We start from the raw sequence: 20,302 nt of genomic DNA, 5'->3' as shown, positions 1-20,302 counted from the left end.
CGCTCACACCGCGTCGACCGCGTCCCAGAAACCGCACCGGTGTGCGCGGGCGACCATGGTGACCACGGCGTTACCGTCCGCCGACGCCGTGCGCAGCCGCAGCGCCCGGCCCGGGGAGCCGTCGCCGGACCACTCCGGCATGGCGGGCTGCCCGGCCGCCCGGGGCGGGTTCCCGTGCAGGAAGGAGCCCCAGTACGCGGCCATCTGCCGGGCCAGCGCCCGCTGTTCGAGGTCGAACGGCGCATCGAGGCCGAAGTGGCGGAAGAGGTACTGCACCTCGTTCACATGGGTGGCCCCCAAGTCGAGGTCGGTGTGCAGGGCGCGCAGCGAGGCGAAGGGCGGCGAGGTGCGGTCGGCGAACCGGGTCGCATCGCGTACGCCCCGCCAGGGCGCGGCCGGGCGCGGCGCCGTCCAGCGCAGCGCGCCGACCGGCTGTTCGGCGCAGGGAATTCCCAGGAACTGCCGCCCCTCGCCGGTCGTTTCCCCTTCGAGCAGACCGGAGTGGGTGCGTACGAGGGTGGGTCCGGGGGTGAGCGCCCCGGCAGGGACGGGGGTGAGCGGGGCCGCCGCGCAGGCGGTCGTGAGGAGCAGAGCCGTGCGGATCCGGGCCGCGAGCCGGACCCGTATCCCGCCGTCGCTCATCGCCGGACCTCCCCGTGGCCGGTGAGCCGGATGTCGCGCGCGGAGGCGCCCACCTCCACGCGGCGGCGGCCGGTGCCCAGGACCCAGCCGTGCCGGGCCGGGTCCCAGGACGAGAGCGTGCGGGCGGGGAGCGTGACGGTGACCCGGCGCGTACCGCCCGGGGATAGCTCCAGGCGCCGGTAGCCCGCGAGCGCGCGCTCGGCCTGGTCGAGGCGGAGGTGCCGCGAGCGGCCGACGTAGACCTGCGCGACCGTGGTGCCGGTGCGGCGGCCGGTGTTGCGGACGGTGAAGGTCACCGAGAGCCCCCCGCGCTCGGCGCGCACGGACAGGTCGTCGTAGACGAAGGCCGTGTACGACAGGCCGTGGCCGAAGGGGAAGAGCGGTGCGACGCCCGCCGCGTCGTACCAGCGGTAGCCGAGGTGGATCCCCTCGCTGTACTCCTCGACGCCGTCGACGCCCGGGTAGCGGCGCGGGTCGCCCCCCACCGGGTGGCGCTCGTCGGAGACCGGGAACGACTGGGTGAGCCGCCCGCCCGGGTCGCAGTCGCCGAAGAGCACCGCGGCCGTGGCCGCCGCACCCTCCTGGCCGGGGTAGTACATCTGGAGCACCGCGGCGGTCCGCTCCAGCCAGGGCATGGTGGTGCTGGAGGAGGTGTTGAGGACCACGGTGGTACGGGAGTTGACGGCGGTGACCGCGTCGATCAGCGCGTTCTGGTGGCCCGGGAGCGCGAGGGTGGTGCGGTCGGCGCCCTCGGTGGCGTCCTCGTACGCGAAGAGGACCACGCTCTCGGCCGCGCGCGCCACGCGCACCGCCTCGGCGACGTCCGCGGCCCGGGTCGCCCCGGTGGTCCGGCGCAGCCGGATCAGCTGCCCGTCGGCGCCGCCCTTCGCGGTGATCTTCAGCGGGTGCGGACCGGCCGCGAGCCGCACGGTGGCCCGGCGCACGGAGAGCCCGTCGGGGGCGGCGCTGACCAGGCCGCCCGCGAAGTACTCGCCGTTGCCCGGGGCGAACGGGAAGAGCTCGGTGCCGTCGAGGAGGACGACGGGCCGCTCACGTCCGGAGTAGTGGATGACCAGGGTCCACTCGTCGGCCTCGGCGGCGGTGAGGGTGCCGTCGTACGTCCAGGTCGCGCCCGCGGCGACGTGCTGTCCCTCGAGGTCGGCGCCGGGCGAGACGGCTCCGGCGGGCAGGGCCCGGCCGAACAGGTCCTCGCCGAGGGCGTGGCGCACCCACGCGCCCTTGCCCGCCCGCTCCCTGATGGCGTCCAGGGGACTCGCGGCCCGGACCGGCACCACATGGGCGCTGCCGCCGCCGCTGACGAAGGGGAGCGAGCCGGTCGGGCCGATCACGGCGAGGGAGCGGGCGGCGGCGCCCGTGAGCGGCAGGGCGTGGTGCTCGTTGCGCAGCAGTGTGGCCCCGGCCTTGGCCACCTTGAGCGCGGTGCGGGCACCGGCGGCCGGGTCGCGGTCGGGGCGGGCCGGAACGCTGCCGTCGAGCAGCCCGAAGCGCTCCATGACGGTCAGGACGCGGCGCACCGAGCGGTCCACCAGCGCCTGGGGGACGCTTCCGCCCCGGACCGCCTGCTTGAGGGCGGCACCGAAGTGGGTGCCGTCGGGCATCTCCATGTCGAGCCCGGCGCGGATCGAGGCGGCCGTGGAGTGGGCGGCGGACCAGTCCGTCATCACCCACCCGTCGAAGCCCCAGGTGTCCCGCAGCACCCCGGTCAGCAGGTCCGCGTTCTCGCAGGCGAAGGTGGAGTCGACCTTGTTGTACGCGCCCATGACGGCACCGGCGCGGGCGGCCACCGCCGCCTCGAAGCCGCGCAGCTCCGCCTCGTGCATGGTCTGCTCGTCGGCCCGCACGTCGACGGACATGCGGCCCTTCTCCTGGTTGTTCAGGGCGAAGTGCTTGACCGTGGCGATCAGGCCCTGCCCCTGGATGCCGCTCACCTCCTCGGCGACGAGGTCGGCCGAGAGCAGCGGGTCCTCGGAGAAGGTCTCGAAGTTGCGGCCCGCGTACGGGGTGCGGATCAGGTTGACCATGGGTGAGAGCAGCACGTCCTGGCCGAGCGCGCGTCCCTCGCGGCCGATGACCTCCCCGTACTCCCGGGCGAGCGCGGGGTCGAAGGCGGAGGCGAGCAGCACCGGGGCGGGCAGCGCGGTCGCGTGCTTCGTGACGCGGACCCCGGCGGGCCCGTCCGCGAGCCGCAGGGGCGGGATGCCGAGCCGGGGTACGCCGGGGACGTAGCCGGCCTGGCCGAGGCTCTGGGGGTCGTCGGCGCCGTGCAGGAAGGTCAGCTTCTCGTCGAGGGTGAGGCGGCGGATCAGCGACGCGACGCGGGGGCTCGCGGCGGGGGCCGCGGCGGCTGCGGTCCCAGCGGCGCGGGGCCCGGCGGCCCGGGCGGGCAGGGCGCTCCAGCCGGTCGCGGCCGCGGCGACCGTGACGGCGCCGCCGAGCAGCCACAGGGCGGACCTGCGGGAAACGGTGTCGGACATGACCGTCACTCCTTTGTGTGCGGGCACGGCGAGGTGACACGTGCAAACGGCAGGGCGTGCTTCGGCTTCTGAACACACCATGCGCCAGAACCCTGTTGACGCGCCGTCAGGCGCCTCGTGTTGTCCGAGAAAGCCAGGACCGGCCCGGAAAGGAGTCAATAAGTTGAACAAGAAACGGATCCGGCCCCGAGCGCAGGACACTCGGGGCCGGATCCGTTCGGGAACCGCGTGGATCAGCTGTGCGGGCGCAGGGTCCAGACGACGGTCATCTCGCCGGTGACGGCGCCGTCCTCACGGGTGATCGCGATGGCGACCGGGAACTCGGGCCGCTCCCCCGCGTCCAGCTCCGCGACGACGTCCGCGATCGGGCGGCCCAGCGTGGCGGTGGCGGTGACCACGCCCATGGCGAGCTTCTTGTAACCGATCTCCGCCCTGACGGCGAGCGGCACGGCACGGTTCATCTGGTCGCCGAAGGCGGCGATCACGATGGCACCGCTGGCGGACTCGGCGAGCGTGAACATCGCGCCGGCATGCGGTCCGCCCACGTGGTTGTGGTAGTCGGCCTGGTCGGGCAACCGGACCACGGCCCGCTCGGGGGTGGTCTCCAGGAACTCCAGGTTGAGGGTCCTGGCCATGGGAACGGTCGCGGCGAGCATCTCGCCGACGGACATCTGATCAGCGCTCATGGCATCGGATGTTACCCGTGAGTAGTAGACCTTGACCATCCCCTCACAGGGGCGGACGTTGGAGCCGCGACCCGCCCCCTCTATGGTTACTCGCCATGTGGCAAGGACAGCAGCCGCCCGGGGGCGAGCAGAATCCGCAGGACCCGAACCAGAACCCGTACCAGCAGCCGGGGTACCAACAGCCCAACCCGTACCAGCAGCCGACGCAGCCGGGGTACCAGGCACCGCCGCCCCAGGCACCGCCCGGCGGCCACCAGCAGCCGGGATACGGATATCCGCAGCAGCCCAACCCGTACCAGCAGCCGACCGTGCCGCAGTACCCGGTGGGGGCGCCGCCCGGACCGCCGGTGCCGCCGCAGAACGACGGCGGCGGCAAGAAGAAGACGACCCTGATCGCCATCGTCGCGGCGACCGCGGTCGTGGCCGCGGCGGTCGTCACCGGCGTCGTCGTCATGAAGGACGACGGCAAGAAGGACGACAAGGCCGACGGCAAGAAGCCGGCGCAGAGCTCCCCGGCTCCGGCGCAGGCGTCGTCGCCCGCCGCCCAGCCCAATCCGCGCGGCGACTCCATGCAGGAGACGAAGCCGACCATCGAGGGCTGGAAGGTCATCACCAACCCCAAGTGGGGCACGGCCTTCGACGTCCCGTCGGACTGGGAGTTCAAGGGCCCGAGCTGGGCCGGTGGCTTCGAGGACCACGCCAACCCGACCGGGAAGCCGATCATCATGCAGTCGGCGCCCGCGTACTACAAGCCCAAGTGGTGCACCGAGGACTCCAACCACGACGGCAACACCGAGGACACCGAGCTCGCGGGCACCGGCACCAAGGGCGCCGACGGCGCGAAGAACACCGACGAGGTGGCCGAGAACCAGGTGCCGTGGTGGGTGTACGGCGCGTACACCCAGCCGGACAAGGACATCATCAAGATGACCAAACCCGTCCCGTACACCACCAAGTCGGGCATCGTGGGCAGTCTCGCCCGCGCGTCGGCGACCGGGGTCAAGAAGACCAGCAAGTGCGACACCGACGGCAAGGCGGTCACCTTCGGCTTCAAGAACGCCAAGGGCGACTTCGTGGCCTGGAGCCTCTACTCGGTCACCGGGGTCAACGGCGCGGTCACCGACGAGACGATCGACAAGATCCTCAGCACGGTCCGCCTCGCCGGTCAGCCCACCGGCTGACGCCTGTCCGTTCGCGGTGACACCCCCGGCGCCGCGTACGGCACGGCGATCGGTTTGGCACATCGAGACGGCGACGGCGATAGTCCACAGGTGACATCTGCCGCCGCCGTCTCCCGCTTCCGCCGTCCCACCTGGGCGGGCCGCAATTACACGCTGCTGACCGCCGCCGCGATCGTGACCAATCTGGGCAGTCAGGGCGCCCTGATCGCCTCGGCGTTCGCGGTGCTGCAGGCGGGCGGCGACGGCGGTGACGTGGGCCTGGTCGCGGCGGCCCGTACCGTGCCGCTCGTCCTCTTCCTGCTCGTCGGCGGCGCGCTCGCGGACCGAATGCCCCGGCACCGGGTGATGGTCTCCGCCAACAGCCTCAACTTCCTCTCCCAGGGCGCCTTCGCGCTGCTCGTGCTGACCGGCACGCCGCAGCTGTGGCAGATGCTGGCGCTCAGCGCGCTCGGCGGCGTGGGCCAGGCGTTCTTCGGCCCCGCCTCCGAGGGGATGCTGATGTCCAGCGTGGAAGGCGAAGAGGCCGGGCGCGCCTTCGCGCTGTACCGGATGGCGATGCAGGGCGCGGGCATCGGCGGCGCCGCCCTCGGCGGGGCGCTGATCGCCGCCGTCGGACCCGGCTGGGTGCTCGCCGTCGACGCGGCCGCCTTCGCCGTGGCGGGCGGGCTGCGCGCCTTCATCGACGTACGCCACATCCCGCCGCGCGAGCCCGGCGGCGGCATCGTCGCCGATCTGCGCGACGGCTGGCGGGAGTTCATCGGCCGCCCCTGGCTCTGGGCGATCGTGGCGCAGTTCTCGATCGTCAACGCCGTCGTGGTGGCCGCCGACGCGGTGTACGGGCCGCTGGTCGCCCGGGACCAGCTGGGCGGGCCGGGGCCGTGGGGCCTGGCGCTCGCCGCGTTCGGGGCGGGCACGGTCGGCGGCGCCCTGGTGATGATGCGCTGGAAGCCGCGTCGGCTGCTGTTCGTGGGCTCGCTCTGCGTCTTCCCCCTCGCCCTGCCCTCCGCCGCGCTCGCCGTGCCGGTGCCGATCGGGGTGCTGGTCGCGGTGATGTTCCTGACCGGTGTGTCGATCGAGGTGTTCGGCGTCTCCTGGATGACCGCGATGCACCAGGAGATACCCGAGGAGAAGCTGTCGCGGGTCTCCGCGTACGACTGGCTGGGCTCGCTCGCCGTGGTGCCGCTGGCCACCGCGCTCGCGGGTCCGGCCGAGACCGCCTTCGGCCGGGCCTCCGCGCTGTGGGGCTGCGCGGTGGTGATCGTGGTCCTGACGGCGGCGGTGCTCACCGTCCCGGACGTACGGAACCTGACGCGCCGCACCGCGCCGGTCGCCGGGGGACTGCCCGCGCCGGACACGGACGCGGTTCCCGTCTCAGCCGATACCGAACGCCCCCTCGGGGGGCTCGGGTGACGGCTTCGCCTCGCTGTCCGGTACGGGCCTCGCGCCGCCGGTGAACCGCCGCAGCGCGTCGCCGTGCTCGACCCTGGCGGGGAAGGCGTCCCCGGCGGTCAGCCGGGCGAGGGGGGCGATCGGCAGCGGCCCGTGCGAGGCGAGCAGCACCACGTTGCCGAACCGCCGCCCGCGCAGCACCGAGGGCTCGGCGATCAGCGCGACCTGGTCGAACACCGCCCGGAAGGTGGCCAGTTGGGGGCGGAGGAAGTCGAAGGGCGCGCCGTCGGCGAGGTTGGCCGCGTAGAGCCCGCCCGGCCGCAGCACCCGCTCGGCGGTCCGCGCGTACTCGACCGAGGTGAGGTGCGCGGGCACCCGGGAGCCGCCGAACACGTCCGCGAGGAGCAGATCGGCCGAGTCCGCCGGTGCGGCCTCGGCCCAGGCGCGGGCGTCGGCCGCGTGCACCCGGATCCCACAGCCGTCGGGCAGCGGCAGATACCCGGTGACCAGGGCGAGCAGCCCGCGGTCGGCCTCCACGACGTCCTGGCGCGAGCCCGGCCGGGTCGCCGCCAGATAGCGCGGCAGGGTGAGCGCGCCGCCGCCGAGGTGGAGCACGTCGAGCGGTACGCCCGGCTCCCCCGCGCAGTCGACGACATGCGCGAGCCTGCGGACGTACTCGAACTCGATGTACGTCGGGTCGTCGAGGTCGACGTACGACTGGGGCGCACCGTTCACGGTGAGCAGCCAGGCCCGCTCCCGGTCCACGTCGGGCATCAGCTTGGCGGTGCCCCAGTCCACTGTCCGGCTGACCGGTATCGGCTCGTTCACCGTCCCATTGTGCGCCAGGCGCTCCGCTGGAAACGGGGTTCATTGGCCGCGGGTTGTCTGTGGCCGGTCGCGGAGTTCCCCGCGCCCCTGAAGGGGCGCGGTACCGCGGCGGACTTCCACAAGTCCGCTTGGTTGCGCCGCGCCCCTACGCCCAGAGCTCCGCGACGGCGGCCGCGTGGGCGGCTGCCTGGGCGCGGCCGGCGCGGGCGGCCGGGGCGCGGCGGGACGGCTCCAGGGAGTTGCGGCCGAAGGCGCGGCGGGCGGCGGAGTCCGGGGTGATGAGCTCGACGCGCGCGCCCGCGGCGGCCAGCTCGGCCACCTGGGTGCGCGGCGAGTCCAGCGGGCCGCCGCCGAGCGCCAGAGGCGCGAGGACCAGCACCCGGTCGTATCCGGCGGCGAGCTGGGCGTTGGCCGGCGAGTGCACTCCCCCGTCGATCCAGCGGCGGCCCTCGACGGTGACGGCGGGCCACACCCCGGGCACCGCGCAGCTGGCGGCGACCGCGTCCACCAGTTCCACGCCGCTCTCCCGGTCGAAGATCCGCAGTTCGCCGCTGTCCGCCGCGACCGCCGTGATCCGCAGCCGCCGCGCCGGCCACTCGTGCGCGACCAGCCGTCCGGCGATCACCTTGCGCCGGGCCGCCTCCGGGCCCGTGCCACCGGCGAGCGCCACCCGGCCCAGCTTTCTGCCGTATTCCTCGGGGGTACGGGAGGTCAGCGCCGCGCGGGCGAACCGGAACAGCGCGGCCGGCCCCAGATTCGCCGGGATCTCGCCGTCGGGCCGGGCGAGCTGACGCTCATACAGCTGCGGCAGCCCGATCCGCCCCGAGGTGATCTGCGCGGCGACCACCGAGCCCGCCGAGCTGCCGACCACCAGCTCGGCGCCGGTCACGTCGACGCCCGCCTCGGCGAGCCCGTACAGCATGCCGATCTCCCAGCCCACGCCGGTGATTCCGCCCGCGCCGAGCACCAGTGCCGTGTCTCCCATGCCCGAAGCATGGCGGAAGACGTGGGTCCCGCCTCCGCCGGGGGTGCCGGAGGAGGCGGGACCCGCGTCTTCCGCCGGTCGGAGTTCGGCCGCCGGTCAGAGGAGGCCGGTGACCGTCCCGGCGCCGACCGTGCGTCCGCCCTCGCGGATCGCGAAGCCGAGCCCGGGCTCCAGCGGAGTGTCCCGGCCCAGCTCGACGGTCATGGTGACCGTGTCGCCGGGGCGCGCCACCGCCGCCTCGCCGAGGTCCACGTCCCCGACCACGTCCGCGGTACGGATGTAGAACTGCGGCCGGTAGCCGGTGGCGACCGGGGTGGTCCGCCCGCCCTCGCGCGCCGACAGGACGTACACCTGCGCGGTGAAGCGGCGGCTGGGCGTGACGCTGCCGGGCGCCGCGACCACATGGCCACGCCGCACCGCGTCGCGGGGCACCCCCCGCAGCAGCAGCGCCACGTTGTCCCCGGCCTCGGCGGACTCCATCGGCTTGCCGAAGGTCTCCAGACCGGTGACGACCGTGTCCACGTCCGCGCCCGGCACCTCGACGCGATCGCCGACGCGGACCGTGCCGCGCTCGACGGCTCCGGTGACGACCGTTCCGCGGCCGGTGATGGTCAGCACGTTCTCCACCGGCAGCAGGAACGGCGCGTCGGTGTAGCGGACCGGCATCGGCACATAGGTGTCGACCGCGTCGAGCAGCGCCTCGACCGCCGCCGTCCAGCGCGGGTCGCCCTCCAGCGCCTTCAGCCCGGAGACCCGGACGACGGGCACCGAGTCGCCCCCGTACCCGTGCGCCGAGAGCAGGTCGCGGACCTCCAGCTCGACCAGGTCGGTCAGCTCCTCGTCACCCGCGTCTGCCTTGTTGAGCGCGACCACGATGTGGTCGACGCCGACCTGGCGGGCGAGCAGGACGTGCTCGGCGGTCTGCGGCATGATCCCGTCGAGTGCGGAGACGACGAGGATCGCCCCGTCCAGCTGGGCGGCGCCGGTGACCATGTTCTTGACGTAGTCGGCGTGCCCGGGCATGTCGACGTGGGCGTAGTGGCGGGTGTCGGTCTCGTACTCGACGTGCGCGATGTTGATGGTGATGCCCCGCGCGGCCTCCTCCGGCGCCCGGTCGATCCGGTCGAACGGGACGAACGTGCCGGTGCCGCGCGCGGCGAGGACCTTGGTGATGGCGGCGGTCAACGTGGTCTTGCCGTGGTCGACATGACCCATCGTGCCGATGTTGAGATGGGGCTTGGTGCGTACGTATGCCGTCTTGGGCATGGCTGTGTCCCTCGGATGCCGAATGACTCGAAGCTGCGACGGGACCCCTGGATCCGGCCGACCCTCCCCCTGCGGGGTCCGCGGGTCTCTCCGGGAAGGGTCAGCTTCGGGCGCCGCCGAGGGGCGCTGCGTCAGCGGCGATTGCCGCGATGGCGACGATTGCCGCTGCGGCGAGGGCAGCCTTCGGCGCGTCCGCGACTGCGGACGGCGCTGCGGGGAAGGCGTGCCGGAACATGCTGCCGATCATGCCCCGGCGCGGGGCGGGCGTCGAATGGTTTTCGGCGGCGGGGAGTTGGGGGCCGGGGGCTTGGCGGGGCGGCGCCGCTGTCGGCACCCGCGTCTGCCGACGGAGGCACGGCCGGGCCGCCCGCGGCGCGGCGCCAAGGCGTGCCCGGCGAGAGGGCGGAGCTCGGCGCGGGCGTCCACAGCGCGGCGCCAAGGCGTGCCCGGCCAGACGGCGGAGCTCGGCACGGGCGTCCACAGCGCGGCGCCAAGGCGTGCCCGGCCAGACGGCGGAGCTCGGCACGGGCGTCCACGGCGCGGCGCCAAGGCGTGCCCGGCCAGACGGCGGAGCTCGGCACGGGTGTCCACGGCGGGGGCTCGTCCGTCTCGGATGTGGGCGCTGTTCGCCCCGCGTACGGCCACAAGGCGACGCCCGTTACGGCGATCACATGCCCCGGTCGGTTACTCTCCCCGGATGCTCGACGACCTAGTCGCCCGACCGTCCGCCGGGCTCGCCGTGCGCTGCACCAGGGCCCTGCTCTCGCCCTGGTCGCGGCTGGCCCTCCTGGTGCTGGTGCTCGCGGCGGCCGCCACGACCGTGCTGCTCCTCGAACCGCAGCGGCTGCTCGCCGACGGCTGGCCGCACCGGCTGAGCGGCGGCGCGGCGGTGGTCCTGTTCGGTGTGGCGTACGGCCTGTGCACCGCGGCGTTCGTCCCGCGCCCCCTGCTCAACCTGGCCGCGGGCGCGATCTTCGGGTCGCAGGCGGGCCTGCCGTCCGCGCTCGCCGGGACGGTGCTCGGCGCCGGGATCTCGTTCGGCCTCGGCCGGGCGCTCGGCCAGGACGCGCTCCGGCCGCTGCTGCGGGGCCGCTGGCTCAAGGCTGCGGACGGCCAGCTCAGCCGGCACGGATTCCGGTCGATGATGGCTATCCGGCTCTTCCCCGGCGTGCCGTTCGCGGCGGCCAACTACTGCGCGGCGGTCTCCCGGATGGGCTGGCTGCCGTTCCTGCTCGCGACGGGCCTCGGATCGGTGCCGAACACGGCGGCGTACGTGGTCGCGGGCAGCCGCGCCGCGTCCCCGACCTCGCCGGTGTTCCTGATCGCGATGGGGTTCATCGCGGTGTCGGGCCTGGGCGCGGCCGCGGTGGCGTGGCGGAAGCGGCACCGGTTGAGCGGACGGGCGGAGACGCCGGAGGCACCCGCCGCGTCCGGGGCGCCCGCCGGGCCGGAGGCGCCCACCCCTGCCACCACGCAGGTGCCCGTCGCCCCGCCCGCGCCCGACAGGACCGCATAACTCCCGCTTCATCTCGGGCCTGTACGCTGCCCTCCGACCGGCCGTCGATCACACCATCACACCGGCCGTCGGATCGTCGTGCCCGCAACCGTCTTCAGCACCCGGGATGGCCCACGCCCCATGTCTTGGTTCGAATCGTTCATACTCGGGCTTGTCCAGGGGCTCACGGAGTTCCTGCCGATCTCCTCCAGCGCGCACCTCCGCCTCACCGCGGCCTTCGCCGACTGGCAGGACCCGGGACCGGCGTTCACCGCGATCACGCAGATCGGCACCGAGACCGCCGTCCTCATCTACTTCCGCAAGGACATCGTCCGGATCATCTCGGCGTGGTTCCGCTCGCTCACCGACCGGCAGATGCGCGGCGACCAGGACGCCCGGATGGGCTGGCTGGTCATCGTCGGCTCGATCCCGATCGGCGTGCTCGGCATCGTCCTCAAGGACCAGATCGACACCACCTTCCGCGATCTGCGGGTCATCGCCACCACGCTGGTCGTGATGGGCGTCGTCCTCGGCATCGCCGACCGCCGCGCCGCCCGGGACGAGGCGGGCGGCCGCCACCGCGCGGCCACGCAGCGCAAGTCGCTCCAGGACCTGAGCGTCAAGGACGGCCTGGTCTACGGCCTGTGCCAGGCCATGGCCCTGATCCCGGGCGTCTCCCGCTCGGGCGCCACCATCAGCGGCGGCCTGCTGATGGGCTACACCCGTGAGTCCGCGGCCCGCTACTCCTTCCTGCTCGCCATCCCGGCGGTACTGGCCTCCGGCGTCTTCGAACTGAAGGACGCGGGCGGCGAAGGCCAGGCCCCGATGGCCGAGACGCTCTTCGCCACGGTGATCGCCTTCGGCGTCGGGTACGTGGTCATCGCGTGGTTCATGAAGTTCATCTCCAGCAAGAGCTTCATGCCCTTCGTGATCTACCGCATCCTGCTCGGGGTCGTCCTCTTCTTCCTGGTCGGCGCCGACGTCCTCAGCCCGCATGCGGGGGAGGTCACGGGCGGCTGACAAGGCCCGGGGAGGCGCGTCTCACTCCCCGAACGCCCCATGCCGCCCCGCACCCCCCGCGAACCGGGCCGCCCCCTCCCCCGCCCGCTCCAGCGACCGTACGCCGTGCGCGAGTTCGTTGCGCAGGGCCTCCGGCTCGGGCAGGGGCTCCTGCTCCAGGAGGGAGAGGCGGTCCTCGCGGAGGCAGAGTTGGGGGAACGCCGCGATCTCCGACGCCAGCTTCTCGGCCGCCGCGCGGGCCGTTCCGTTCGGCACCACCCGGTCGGCCAGGCCGATCGCGAGCGCCTCGGCCGCGTCCACCGGGCGGCCGGTCAGGACCAGGTCCATCGCGCGGCCCGCGCCGATCAGCCGGGGCAGCCGTACCGTACCGCCGTCGATCAGCGGCACGCCCCAGCGGCGGCAGAAGACGCCGAAGACCGCGTCCTGTTCGGCCACCCGCAGGTCGCACCAGAGCGCCAGCTCCAGGCCGCCCGCCACGGCGTGTCCGGAGATCGCCGCGATCACCGGCTTGGTCAGGCGCATCCGGGTCGGGCCCATCGGGCCGTCGCCGTCCTCGGTCACCGCGTTGCCGTGCTCGGTGCCGATCGCCTTGAGGTCGGCGCCCGCGCAGAACGTGCCGCCCTCGCCCCAGAGCACCGCGACCGCCGCCTCGTCGTCGGCCTCGAAGGCGCGGAAGGCATCGGCGAGCGCGCGGGCGGTGGGACCGTCCACGGCGTTGCGCGCGTGGGGGCGGGAGAGCACCACGGTCGTGACGGGGCCGCTGCGCTCGCTGCGGACGGAAGCACGGGCGGAGGCGGCGGAATCGCTCGGTACGGTCATGGCGCCCACCGGTAGCACGCGCCGCCCGACGCGCACAAGAACGGGGCCGTCCAGGTTGTCGACCGCCGAGGCCCTTGGCCCCCCGCTCCCGCTGCCGGAGACTGTGGCGATGACCCAGCGTGTGGAACTCTCGACCGTGATGGACCGGCTCGCCATCGATGAACTCGTCACGGGCTACGCGGCCGCCGTCGACGACGCCGACTGGTCCGCGTACGGGGAGCTGTTCACTCCCGACGGGCGCGCCGACTACCGCACGGCGGGCGGTGTGGAGGGGCCGGCGGCCGAGGTCGCGGCCTGGCTCGCGGAGACCATGCGGCTCTTCCCGGTCCGCCAGCACCTGATCGTCAACCGGCTGCTCACCCTCCAGGACCTCGGCGGCTACCCGGGCGACCGGGCCCAGGTGCGTGCCGACTACCTCAATCCCATGCGGTTCGGCGCGCAGGACAACGGCGACGGCGGACCGGTGGAGCCCAACTTCGTCTCCGGCGGCCGGTACGCGTTCTCGGTGCTGCGTACCGACGCGGGCTGGCGGCTGCGCGAGGTGACCGTGCACGAGAAGTGGCGGCATGCCTCGGGGGCGCTCGGCACGGGCTGAACGGGGCGTACGGGCGCGCGACGGGGCGGACTCGCCGGGCGGGCGGGCCATCTGGGCGGCGGCCGCCCCGCTGCCGCAGACTGAGGGCGCACACTGGGGACACGCCCGGGCGGAAACCACTGCTCATGGGCGGGGGCGAGGAGGCGTGGCATGCGGGTTCCGGTCGGGCTGCGGCACGGTCTCACGGGGCTGCGGCACCGTCTGATGGTGTCGCGGTGGTGGCGGGGCACGGCGGCGCTGCTCGCCGGGGCGCTCCCGGCACTGGCGTTCCCGGCGCCGGGCCTGTGGTGGTTCGCGTACGTCGCGCTGGTGCCGTGGCTGCTGCTGATCCGCTCGGCCCGCGACGGGCGGCGGGCCGCGCTCGACGGCTGGCTGGGCGGCACCGGGTTCATGCTCGCGGTGCACCACTGGCTGATGCCGAGCCTGACCGTCTTCATCGTCGTCCTGGCCGCGCTCCTGGGGCTGCTGTGGGCGCCGTGGGGCGTCCTCGTGCGCTCGACGCTCGGCGGGCCCGGCGCGGGCAGGCCCTCGCCGCAGCGCGCGACGGCCGCGCTCGCCGTGCTGCCCTCGGGCTGGCTGATGGTCGAACTGGTCCGCTCCTGGCAGGGGTTGGGCGGCCCGTGGGGGGTGCTCGGCTCCAGCCAGTGGCAGGTGGTCCCGGCGCTGCGGCTCGCCTCGGTCGGCGGGGTCTGGCTGGTGAGCCTGTTCGTGGTGGCCGCCAACGTCGCGGTGACGGTGCTGCTCGTCTCCCGCCCGGCGCGTACGCCCGTGGTGGCCGCGGTGCTCGCCGGGGCCGTCGCCGCCGGGGCGGTGTGGGCGTGGGCGCCGCGTCCCGAACGGGCGGGCCGGGTGCGGGTCGCCGTCGTCCAGCCGGGCATGTACGAGAGCGCCGACGCCCGCTTCGCCCGCAGCGAGGCCCTGACCCGGGAGCTGGCGGGACGGGACGTGGACCTGGTGGTGTGGGGCGAGAGCAGCGTCGGCTCCGACCTGAGGGCCCGGCCGGACCTCGCGGCCAGGATCGCCGCGCTCTCACGGGCGGTGGGCGCTGACATCCTGGTGAACGTGGACGCCCGCCGCGCCGACCGGCCGGGGATCTTCAAGAGCTCGGTGCTGGTCGGGTCGGACGGGCCGACGGGCGACCGCTACGACAAGATGCGGCTGGTGCCGTTCGGCGAGTACATCCCGGCCCGGTCGCTGCTCGGCTGGGCCACCTCGGTCGGCAAGGCCGCGGGCGAGGACCGGCGCCGGGGCTCGACGCCGGTGGTGATGACACTGCCGGACGGGCTGCGGATCGGCCCGGTGATCTGCTTCGAGTCGGCGTTCCCGGACATGAGCCGCCATCTGGTGCGCGAGGGCGCCCGGTTGATCGTCGCCCAGTCGTCGACGTCGTCGTTCCAGCACAGCTGGGCGCCCGCCCAGCACGCCTCGCTCGCCGCGCTGCGCGCCGCCGAGACGGGCCGCCCGGCCGTGCACGCCACACTCACCGGGATCAGCGCGGTGTACGGCCCGGACGGCGAGCGGATCGGCCAATGGCTCGGCACCGGGAGCAGCACGGCCGCGGTGTACGACGTGCCGCTCGCCGACGGCACCACCCTCTACGTCCGGTTCGGCGACTGGGCGGTGTACGCGGCGCTGCTGGTCCTCGCCGCGTACTGCGCCTTCACGGGGCGGCGCTCCCTCAGGAGGCCTGCTCCAAAGCCTCCCGTACCACCCGCTCGCACAGCTCGTGAGTCGCAAGAGCGTCCCGTGCACTGACCGTCTTCCCGGCCCGTACGGCGTCGAGGAAGGAGTGCACGGCCTGCTCGATGCCGCGCTGGCGGGCCACCGGAACCCAGTCGCCGCGCCGGCGCACGGTCGGCTGGCCCTTGTGGTCGACGACGTCGGCCAGGTTGAGCACCTGCCGCTTGGTGTCCTGTCCGGAGACCTCCAGGACCTCCTCGGTGGAGCCGTTCATCCGGTTCATCGTGCCGATGGCGGTGAAGCCGTCGCCGGAGAGCTGGAGGACGACGTGCTCCATCAGTCCCTCGCGCACCCGGGCCCGTACGACCGTGTGCTCGACGGGCCCCGGTGCCAGGAAGCGCAGGGTGTCCACGACGTGGATGAAGTCGTCCAGGACCAGCGTGCGCGGGTCCTCGGGGAGCCCGACGCGGTTCTTCTGCATCAGGATGAGCTCGCGCGGGTGCTCGGCGCACTGCGCGTAGCCGGGCGCGAGCCGCCGGTTGAAGCCGACGGCCAGGCTCACCCCGCGCTCCTCGGCGAGCTCCACGAGCCGCTGGGAGTCGGCGAGTTCGTACGCGAGCGGCTTGTCGACGTAGGTCGCCACGCCCGCTTCGAGCAGCCGGGTCACGATCCTCGGGTGCACGGCGGTCGGCGCGTGCACGAAGGCCGCGTCGAGGCCCTGCGCGAGGAGCGCGTCGAGCTCGGTGTGGCGCTGCGCGAGCGGGACGTGATGCGTGTCGGCGACCCGCGCGAGGGTGGCGGGGGTGCGGGTCTGCAGATGCAGCTCCACCCCCGGCAGGGTCGTCAGGACCGGCAGATACGCCTTCTGCGCGATGTCCCCGAGTCCGATGCAGCCGACCTTCACGAAGTCTCCTGTCGCCGTCCGGCTTCCTGCTTCCGCTTCCTGCTTCCTTGCCTGGTCAGCATACGTGGGGCGGAACGGCTGCCCGACGGCCCGGAACAGCGCCCGATAACCCGTGGCGGGGGCGGGGGCGATCCGTGAGGATGGCCGCCATGACGACGACCGAGACGCCCGAACGCCAGGAACCCGCCCTCGACGCCGACGAGCTGTCGATGCTCGTGGGCTGGCTGGAGTACCACCGCGAGACCCTCGCCCTGAAGTGTGCGGAGCTCACCGACGAGCAGCTCAGGACCGCTTCGATGCCACCCTCCGGGCTCACCCTCATGGGCCTGATGCGGCATATGTCCGAGGTCGAACAGCACTGGTTCAGTAATGTCTTCGGCGGCGAGCAGGGCGCGCCGCACTACTACACCGACGAGGACCCGGACGGCGACTTCCACCCCGGCCCCGAGGACACCTTCGAGGAGACGCTCGCCACCTGGCGCGGCGAGATCGCCAAGGCCCGCGCCCACGCCGAGGGACACGCCCTCGACGACCTGAGCGTCGGCACCTCGCGCGGCGGACAGCACTTCAACCTGCGCTGGGTCTACACCCACATGATCGAGGAGTACGCGCGCCACAACGGCCACGCCGACCTGCTGCGCGAGGGCGTCGACGGCGCGACCGGCGACTGACCCCGGCGTCGGCGGCGCCGCCCGGCGTCACCCTCCGCCGTCACTCGTGCGGGCCAATCCCGGCCCGCACGCGCCCACAACGGGCCCCGCACCCAGCAGAGTTGAGCGGGTGCACCGAACACGAACCACAGCGAGGCTCCTGGCCGGGGTGGCCGCCCTGGCCGTTTCCGGATGTGTCACCGTCCAGCACGGTCCCGCCCCGGGACCGCCCGCGGTGCCCGAGCGCCCGACGAGCGAGCAGGCCGACCGGAACGTCCGGCCCCAGATCGTCCAGGCCCCCGTCCGCGAGGCACTGGAGGCGGCACTGCCGCCCGCCCCGGCCCCCCGGGCCCCGTCCGCGCCCCCTTCCCCCGCCCCGCATCCGCACCCGCGCGCCCACCCGGCGCCGCCGCGCCCACATCCCGCACCGCGCCCGGCCGTGCCGCGTGTGCCGCACGTGCCGACTCCTGCGCCGACCATCGGGGACGACGTCTGCGACCTGGGCAGGTCGCTGGGCGGCTGGCGTCCGGACAGCCCCGAGGCACGCATCTGCGAGAGGACGTACGGGAAGTAGAGGGCGCGTACGGGAGGTAGCGGCGGCCTCCGGCGCGTCCGCGACAGGCCCGGGGGCCGCGCCGGAGCCTGAGCCGGATTGTCAGTGCGGGCGGCTAGCGTCGGGGCGACCGAATGCGTACGCAAGGCTCGCGGAGGCCGCAGTGACGGAGCAGCAGGAGGCGTCGGAGGACGTCGTCATGACCCGGATCGGGCAGGCGCTGATGCTCCTGCACGGCGGCGACCGGGAGGAGGCGCGCAACCGCTTCGGCGTCATCTGGGAGGAGATCGGCGAGCATGGCGACCCGCTGCACCGCTGCACGCTGGCGCATTACATGGCGGACGCGCAAGACGACGCGGGCGACGAACTCGCCTGGGACCTGCGGGCGTTGGCCGCCGCCGACGGGCTCGGCCAGGACCGCCTCGACGCACACCACCCCTCGCTCGCGGTCCGGGCCTTCTACCCCTCGCTGCATCTGAATCTGGCGGCGGACTATGTGAAGCTGCACCGCCCGGACGCCGCCCGTATCCATCTGGACCGGGCACACGCCGCCCTGGACGCGCTCGCGGACGACGCGTACGGGAACGGGATCCGGGCGGCGCTCGACCGGCTGGAGCTGCGGCTCGACGGCGCCTGAGCGCTCGTGCCGACGGACACCTGCGGGTCCTGTCGGCGCGGGCGCCCCGGGGCGGGTCAGCCCAGGTCGGGGATGCGCCAGTCGATCGGCTCGTGGCCCTGTGCCGCGACCGCCTCGTCGATCTGGGTGAAGGGCCGCGAGCCGAAGAACCGCTTGGCCGACAGCGGCGAGGGGTGGGCGCCCTTCACCACGATGTGCCGCTCCTCGTCGATCAGGGGGAGCTTCTTCTGCGCGTAGTTCCCCCACAGCACGAAGACCGCCGGGTCCGGGCGGGTGGCGACCGCGCGGATCACCGCGTCGGTGAACTTCTCCCAGCCCTTGCCCTTGTGGGAGTTGGCCTCGCCCTCGCGGACGGTCAGCACCGCGTTGAGCAGCAGGACGCCCTGCTCGGCCCACGGCATCAGATAGCCGTTGTCCGGCACCGGGTGGCCGAGCTCCTCCTTCATCTCCTTGTAGATGTTCCGCAGCGACGGCGGCGTCTTTACGCCCGGCCGCACCGAGAAGCACAGCCCGTGGCCCTGGCCCGCGCCGTGGTACGGGTCCTGGCCGAGGACCAGGACCTTCACCTTGTCGTACGGAGTCGCCTCCAGGGCGGCGAAGACCTCCTCGCGCGGCGGATAGACGGGACCCTTCGCCCGCTCCTCCTCGATGAAGTCGGTGAGCTCCTTGAAGTACGGCTTCTGGAGCTCCTCGCCGAGGACGCCGCGCCAGGACTCGGGCAGCATGGCGATGTCGGTCACGTCAACAACCTCCGTGGGACGTTCGGTTCCCGCACCCTGCGGTGCGAGGTACCGAAAAACCTACCGGCCGCCACTGACAACGCCTCCCGCGCCCGTCCCCCCCGGGCCTCCTACCAGCTGGTCTTGCGGTGCAGCTCCCACATGCACATGACCGTCTGGGGGTCGATGGCGCGCTCGCCGCCGGCGATCTCGTCGCTGGCCGCGACATAGAGCTTGCCCTGCCACAGCGGCAGCAGCCGCACGTCGTCGGAGAGCACGTCCTGGGCCCGCTCGAACTTCTTGCTGACCGCGCCCCGGTCGGAGACCTCACGGGTCTGCGGGATCAGCTGGTCCTCGATCTCCCTGGGCTCGTACGGGGTGCCGACCGCGTTCTCCTTGCCGACGAAGGGCGCGATGAAGTTGTCCGGGTCCGGGAAGTCGGGGAACCAGCCGCGCCCGAAGACGGGGTAGTCACCGGACTGCATCCCCTGGGTGTACGCCTTCCAGGGGCGGTTCTGCAGCGTCACCTGGAACAGCCCGGAGGCCTCCAGCTGCCGCTTGATCTCGGCGAACTCCAGCGCCGTGGACGAGCCGTACCGGTCGGTCGTGTACCAGAGGGTGAGCGGCACCGGGTCGGTGATCCCGGCCTTGCGCAGGATGTTCCTGGCCTTGGGGACGCTGGGGGCGCCGAAGGTGTCGAAGAAGCTCACCGTGTGCCCGGCCACGCCCTTGGGCACCATCGAGTACAGCGGCTCGGCCGTACCCTTGTAGACCTTGGCCACCAGCGCGTCCCGGTCGACGAGCTGGGCGACGGCCCTGCGTACGGCCGGATTGGCGGCGAGGGGGTCCTTGGGGTTGAAGACCAGGAAGCGGATCTCCGTGCCGACCGTCTCGACCAGCTGGAGCTGCTTGCCTGCGGCCTTCTCGTTCTGGACGTCCACGACCTCGTCGGCGGTCAGGCCCCGGTAGGTGACGTCGATCTGCTTCTTCTTGAGGGAGTCCACCATGGCGGCGGAGTCCTTGAAGTAGCGGATCGAGACGGCGTCGTTCTTGAGCTGCGCGAACCCGGCGTAGTGGGAGTTCTTCTTCAGCTCGGCACGGTCGCCCGCCTGGTACGACTCCAGGGTGTACGGGCCGGAGCCGGTGAGCCCGCCGTCGTCCCGCAGCGCGTTCGCCGGGTAGGACTTGGGGTCCACGAGGGACATGGCGGGCGCGCCGAGCACGAAGGGGAAGGTCGCGTCCGGCTTGTTCAGATGGAAGGTGACCGTCCGCTCGTCATCGGCGGTGACCCGGTCCAGGCTGGTGAGCAGGCCCTTGGGGCCCGCCTTCACATTGATCTTCACAATGCGGTCGATCGAGTACTTCACGGCCGCGGCGTCGATCTTGTCGCCGTTGGAGAACTCCAGGCCCTTGCGGAGCGTGCACTGGTACGTACGGCTGCCGGCGCCCTTGAACTGGCAGCTCTCCGCCGCGTCCGGCTGGGGCGCGTTGCTGCCGGTCGGGAAGGACAGCAACGTCTGGAAGACGTTACGGAACAGTTCCCAGGAGCCGTCCCAGGAAGCGGCCGGATCGAGGGTGCTCGGCTCGCTCACCGTGCCGACCTTGATCGTCTGCTCGGTCTCGGAACCGCTCCCCGAGAGCAGTCCGCAGCCGCTCAGCAGGGACATCGCCGATATGGACGCAAGGGCCGCGGTGGTGCGCAGGCATATGGTCCGGTTGAACACGTGCACGCTCCTCGTTCCGCCATGAGTCGGCAGA

General features: G+C 73.3%; 19 protein-coding genes. 9 read left to right on the top strand and 10 right to left on the bottom strand.

The window, feature by feature from the left end; translation table 11 throughout:
- Positions 1-3: 3 nt before the first annotated feature.
- The 3 genes from ACZ499_RS18620 to ACZ499_RS18610 form a co-directional block, all read right to left on the bottom strand.
- Positions 4-642 carry a carboxylesterase family protein gene (locus ACZ499_RS18620; protein WP_468676212.1) on the bottom strand — a complete coding sequence of 213 codons (639 nt, stop codon included), beginning with the start codon at positions 640-642 and terminating at the stop codon, positions 4-6.
- Positions 639-3,137 (bottom strand): beta-glucosidase, encoded by a 2,499-nt coding sequence (locus ACZ499_RS18615; RefSeq protein WP_468676210.1) that lies wholly within the window; start codon positions 3,135-3,137, stop codon positions 639-641. The genes ACZ499_RS18620 and ACZ499_RS18615 overlap by 4 nt, the downstream gene beginning before the upstream one ends.
- A 233-nt stretch (positions 3,138-3,370) precedes the next feature.
- Positions 3,371-3,808, bottom strand: a complete 438-nt coding sequence (locus tag ACZ499_RS18610) for a DUF4442 domain-containing protein (protein ID WP_468676468.1) — start codon at positions 3,806-3,808, stop codon at positions 3,371-3,373.
- Positions 3,809-3,918: 110 nt separating this feature from the next.
- Between ACZ499_RS18610 and ACZ499_RS18605 the strand changes: the two genes are divergently transcribed.
- Both ACZ499_RS18605 and ACZ499_RS18600 read left to right on the top strand, forming a co-directional pair.
- Positions 3,919-5,004, top strand: coding sequence for a DUF8017 domain-containing protein (locus ACZ499_RS18605; RefSeq protein ID WP_468676209.1), 1,086 nt, complete (start codon positions 3,919-3,921; stop codon positions 5,002-5,004).
- A 90-nt stretch (positions 5,005-5,094) separates the two neighbouring features.
- Positions 5,095-6,414, top strand: a complete 1,320-nt coding sequence (locus tag ACZ499_RS18600) for an MFS transporter (RefSeq protein WP_468676207.1) — start codon at positions 5,095-5,097, stop codon at positions 6,412-6,414.
- Here ACZ499_RS18600 and ACZ499_RS18595 read toward each other — a convergent pair.
- The 3 genes from ACZ499_RS18595 to tuf form a co-directional block, all read right to left on the bottom strand.
- Positions 6,376-7,221, bottom strand: coding sequence for a spermidine synthase (locus tag ACZ499_RS18595; protein WP_468676205.1), 846 nt, complete (start codon positions 7,219-7,221; stop codon positions 6,376-6,378). The two genes, ACZ499_RS18600 and ACZ499_RS18595, sit on opposite strands and share 39 nt — an antisense overlap.
- Before the next feature lie 145 nt (positions 7,222-7,366).
- Positions 7,367-8,206, bottom strand: a complete 840-nt coding sequence (locus ACZ499_RS18590) for a patatin-like phospholipase family protein (protein ID WP_468676204.1) — start codon at positions 8,204-8,206, stop codon at positions 7,367-7,369.
- A gap of 96 nt (positions 8,207-8,302) precedes the next feature.
- The gene (gene tuf / locus ACZ499_RS18585; RefSeq protein ID WP_468409587.1) at positions 8,303-9,472 is read right to left on the bottom strand and encodes an elongation factor Tu; all 1,170 of its coding nucleotides are present in this window, start codon (positions 9,470-9,472) and stop codon (positions 8,303-8,305) included.
- 697 nt (positions 9,473-10,169) lie between these two features.
- On the opposite strand from tuf, the gene ACZ499_RS18580 reads away from it, so the two are divergent.
- Positions 10,170-10,988, top strand: a complete 819-nt coding sequence (locus ACZ499_RS18580) for a TVP38/TMEM64 family protein (protein WP_468676202.1) — start codon at positions 10,170-10,172, stop codon at positions 10,986-10,988.
- 120 nt (positions 10,989-11,108) lie between these two features.
- On the top strand, positions 11,109-11,987 hold the full coding sequence (locus tag ACZ499_RS18575) for an undecaprenyl-diphosphate phosphatase (protein WP_468676200.1): 879 nt from the start codon (positions 11,109-11,111) through the stop codon (positions 11,985-11,987).
- 21 nt (positions 11,988-12,008) lie between these two features.
- Here the strand turns inward: ACZ499_RS18575 and ACZ499_RS18570 are convergent, their stop codons facing one another.
- Positions 12,009-12,806, bottom strand: coding sequence for a crotonase/enoyl-CoA hydratase family protein (locus ACZ499_RS18570; RefSeq protein WP_468676198.1), 798 nt, complete (start codon positions 12,804-12,806; stop codon positions 12,009-12,011).
- Between the two features lie 109 nt (positions 12,807-12,915).
- Between ACZ499_RS18570 and ACZ499_RS18565 the strand changes: the two genes are divergently transcribed.
- A complete protein-coding gene (locus tag ACZ499_RS18565; protein ID WP_468409595.1) occupies positions 12,916-13,401 on the top strand; it encodes a nuclear transport factor 2 family protein in 486 nt (161 codons plus the stop codon).
- 150 nt (positions 13,402-13,551) lie between these two features.
- Positions 13,552-15,156, top strand: a complete 1,605-nt coding sequence (gene lnt, locus ACZ499_RS18560) for an apolipoprotein N-acyltransferase (protein ID WP_468676196.1) — start codon at positions 13,552-13,554, stop codon at positions 15,154-15,156.
- Here the strand turns inward: lnt and ACZ499_RS18555 are convergent.
- Positions 15,080-15,985: a Gfo/Idh/MocA family protein gene (locus ACZ499_RS18555; protein ID WP_468676194.1), complete on the bottom strand. Its 906-nt coding sequence runs from the start codon at positions 15,983-15,985 to the stop codon at positions 15,080-15,082. The genes lnt and ACZ499_RS18555 overlap by 77 nt on opposite strands.
- A gap of 149 nt (positions 15,986-16,134) precedes the next feature.
- Here ACZ499_RS18555 and ACZ499_RS18550 point away from each other — a divergent pair, with 149 nt between their 5' ends.
- The 3 genes from ACZ499_RS18550 (at position 16,135) to ACZ499_RS18540 (ending at position 17,825) form a co-directional block, all read left to right on the top strand.
- A complete protein-coding gene (locus ACZ499_RS18550) occupies positions 16,135-16,656 on the top strand; it encodes a DinB family protein (protein ID WP_468409601.1) in 522 nt (173 codons plus the stop codon).
- Between the two features lie 109 nt (positions 16,657-16,765).
- Positions 16,766-17,209, top strand: coding sequence for a hypothetical protein (locus ACZ499_RS18545; protein ID WP_468676191.1), 444 nt, complete (start codon positions 16,766-16,768; stop codon positions 17,207-17,209).
- Positions 17,210-17,351: 142 nt separating this feature from the next.
- On the top strand, positions 17,352-17,825 hold the full coding sequence (locus tag ACZ499_RS18540; RefSeq protein WP_468676189.1) for a hypothetical protein: 474 nt from the start codon (positions 17,352-17,354) through the stop codon (positions 17,823-17,825).
- Positions 17,826-17,881: 56 nt separating this feature from the next.
- On the opposite strand, the gene ACZ499_RS18535 is transcribed toward ACZ499_RS18540, so the two are convergent.
- Positions 17,882-18,565: a uracil-DNA glycosylase gene (locus tag ACZ499_RS18535; RefSeq protein WP_468409607.1), complete on the bottom strand. Its 684-nt coding sequence runs from the start codon at positions 18,563-18,565 to the stop codon at positions 17,882-17,884.
- Between the two features lie 110 nt (positions 18,566-18,675).
- A complete protein-coding gene (locus tag ACZ499_RS18530; protein ID WP_468676466.1) occupies positions 18,676-20,211 on the bottom strand; it encodes an ABC transporter substrate-binding protein in 1,536 nt (511 codons plus the stop codon).
- Positions 20,212-20,302: the final 91 nt, after the last annotated feature.

The organism is Streptomyces sp. NPDC031265 (genome assembly GCF_055570295.1).
Note: the sequence above shows the minus strand (reverse complement) of the source record. Positions and strands in the feature narration are given on the sequence as shown.